We start from the raw sequence: 2,606 nt of genomic DNA on the forward strand, positions 1-2,606 counted from the left end.
AAATCCTGCATAGCTCTGCGGGCGGATGTCTACGATTGATGTTGGTTCACATGATCGAACGGGTGAGGCGCCCATTCCTTCTGCCCGCGCTTGGCTTGCTTGCTGTGCTGCTCGCGATGGCCTTCCTCGTCACGGCCTGCTCGAATGATGGCCAGGAGCGTCGCCGTTCCCTGGGCGACAGCCCGAGCTTCGGCGACTTCATGCGATTGGCCGACGTGGGACGAGGCGGCCGCTTGTTCAGTCAATGTGCCGCCTGTCACACGGTTAGGAAGGGAGCGGGCGACCGAAACGGCCCCGGTCTCTACGACGTGGTTGGCAAGCCCATCGCCGGTAACAGCAAGCACTTCGGCTATACCGGAGCTCTCCGGTCACTAGGTGGCGTTTGGACACCGGAGAGATTGGACGTCTGGCTTGCCGCCCCTGCGAAGTTCGCGCCGGGCACCAGCATGAGTTTTCGCGGAGTTCCTGACCCGCTCGACCGGGCAGACATCGTCGCATACCTGCAGACGCAGTCGGTTGATGGCGGCGCTGAGGCGCTCAAATCGCGGCCATGATCATCTCAATCTGACCTTTAGGATCTCCACTCAGCCGTCGCGGGAATCAAGTGAGCCCCCTGCTGAGGGCATCGCCGAAAGACTTGGGCGGTGAGGTGCTGCCCTGGTGTCGATCCAGCGCCTGAGGTTCCGTGATGGGGGCGAGGCTGGATAAGACCGACACAGCGAGCGGTGGTGCCGACCTCGGTTGAGTCCGTGTCTTAGATTGGTCCGTCCCGCCTGCCGGACCGTATCCTGTCGCGGCATCACGCTGACCTTGAATAGAAGGGCGTCCTCTTGGCTTTGGCGCAGATGCTGCGGATGCGAGGTAGATTAGAAGATGCTGGTGTCGAACCATCTTCATAGGAGGATGGCGCGGCGTCAGAACCTCGGGCTCCGCCGATGCGGGGAGCGGCAGAACAGATGGCGATGGCGCCGGCCACTCCCATCCTGCCTTCGCAGGCCTGCATCCTCCCACGCGATCTCAGCAAGGCCGCAGGCACTGCTGGGATCAAGTTGACAGCTGCGGCTGGCATGTGCTTAACGCGTTCTCGTTCCGGCGAGACCATTTTACGGTCTGAACAGCCAGGGACATTCTTATTGATTGCGTTCAACGGCAAGTGCTAAGCATCCCGATACGCGCTGTTTCGGCGCGTGATGGATTTGAGAGATTGTATAACGGCTGAAATGATTGCCTGCGCGGCGCTCTGAGGCTGTGTTATGCGTTTTGTTATCATACTATAAATTTTTTTATTTGGACTCGGAAATGGCTAACCTTATTGTTTTGGACAACACCTTCAAGCTTTGGGCATTGAATGAGGCTGAGGACACCGTTCTGATTGCCTCCTATTTGAAGATCAAGCGTTATGCTTCCAAACGCTGCGCCGAATTTCGTGAATTTGAGCATTGGTACTTCGTCAAAGGAAGCGCGCTCCCTGAGAAGTATTTGCATCTGATCAACTCGATCCTGCTTCACCGGGGATTGAACGCTATCAAGCTGCACGAAGGCCCCGCGAGTGGCTATTCTTACAAGCGCGGTCCGCGAAAGGTCCGGGAGCGTGCTCGCATCTGCAGCACGTTGGAGGGGACGAGCTAACTCAACTTTCGGCGACCTGAACGTGGCCGAGCCTTCCATTCGGAGGTGCTACCTGGACAACGTCGGGGGCGAGATTGTCCAGTTGCCCCCTGTGGACCTCACGAGCGGGTTATCGAGTTTCAGCTTCTGCTCACTGAAATTAAATCCACCCATGTTCTCAGGCTGTGGAGGATGTGGAAGGCATTGCGGCCATCTCGGCGGTGAACTTGGGGCCGGTGAGCTTTGCGTCAGTCCAGTCGGCAATGATCTGGGCGACAGTTTCATCGATGGTCAAAATGGTGCCTCTCAAATGCATGATCGGCGCCTTCAAATCTCGCGCCGGTCTGGAGAGGTATCTATCAACCCGAAGATCGGCCCCGCAATTTGTTTCGAGAGCCGTCACATCCTGCCATCCTTCACCGAGCTTGTCGCGGCGCAGGCGTGCTCGATCCCACCACGGGGACCTGAGGGGGAGTAGTCGTCCCCGTGGCGGGTGTCACCCTGGCGACGCGCGCCAGGACCTCGTTGGCCCACGCTTCCGCCTGCCGCAGGCGTTCGCGCTCGCGTCGGGCCTGCGTGATCAGTGTGTCGGTCGTTGAGCGCTGATCCAGAGCCATCGCGGCGAGTTAGGGCGCGCGGACTCACGGCCAAGCTCACCGTCGCGAACCCGTGATCGAAGGCCTGACGGTGGCCCTCGCCTCGTTCGAGAGCGCCATGTCCTCGCCCCCGTACTTGGCCGCCATCCTGGCCTTCAGGAGCAGTGCGAAATCGTCCTCTGGGATGATCTCCACGGGGCCACGGTCACGACCACGGTGGTCGGGCATGGCATCGGGAACGTGAGCCTGCCGATAGTCGAAGAGAGCATCTTCAAGGCTTTCATTGATGCCGTCTATCGAGTCTTCGAGGCCAGATAGATGGTGAATTCGATCAGGAGCGGGAATCCGCTCGTTTTCTGAGGTTTCAGGTTTGGCCGCGCCCTTAGAGCGTGGGACAAAACC

4 protein-coding genes are annotated in these 2,606 nt (G+C 59.2%); 2 read left to right on the forward strand and 2 right to left on the reverse strand.

What is annotated here, in order from left to right; translation table 11 throughout:
• Window positions 1–50: 50 nt before the first annotated feature.
• Together MZTS_RS23145 and MZTS_RS23150 are read left to right on the forward strand one after the other, a co-directional pair.
• Window positions 51–554 (forward strand): c-type cytochrome, encoded by a 504-nt coding sequence (locus MZTS_RS23145; protein ID WP_192285583.1) that lies wholly within the window; start codon window positions 51–53, stop codon window positions 552–554.
• Window positions 555–1,299: 745 nt separating this feature from the next.
• Entirely contained in the window at window positions 1,300–1,629 is a 330-nt protein-coding gene (locus MZTS_RS23150) for a hypothetical protein (RefSeq protein WP_192285584.1), read from the forward strand.
• 157 nt (window positions 1,630–1,786) lie between these two features.
• On the opposite strand, the gene MZTS_RS23155 is transcribed toward MZTS_RS23150, so the two are convergent.
• Window positions 1,787–2,011: a hypothetical protein gene (locus MZTS_RS23155; protein WP_192285585.1), complete on the reverse strand. Its 225-nt coding sequence runs from the start codon at window positions 2,009–2,011 to the stop codon at window positions 1,787–1,789.
• 250 nt (window positions 2,012–2,261) lie between these two features.
• The coding region (locus MZTS_RS23160; protein WP_192285586.1) for a hypothetical protein at window positions 2,262–2,606 on the reverse strand (345 nt) is incomplete at its 5' end.

Origin of the sequence: Methylorubrum zatmanii, from assembly GCF_014845115.1 — a bacterium.
GTDB lineage: Bacteria > Pseudomonadota > Alphaproteobacteria > Rhizobiales > Beijerinckiaceae > Methylobacterium > Methylobacterium zatmanii.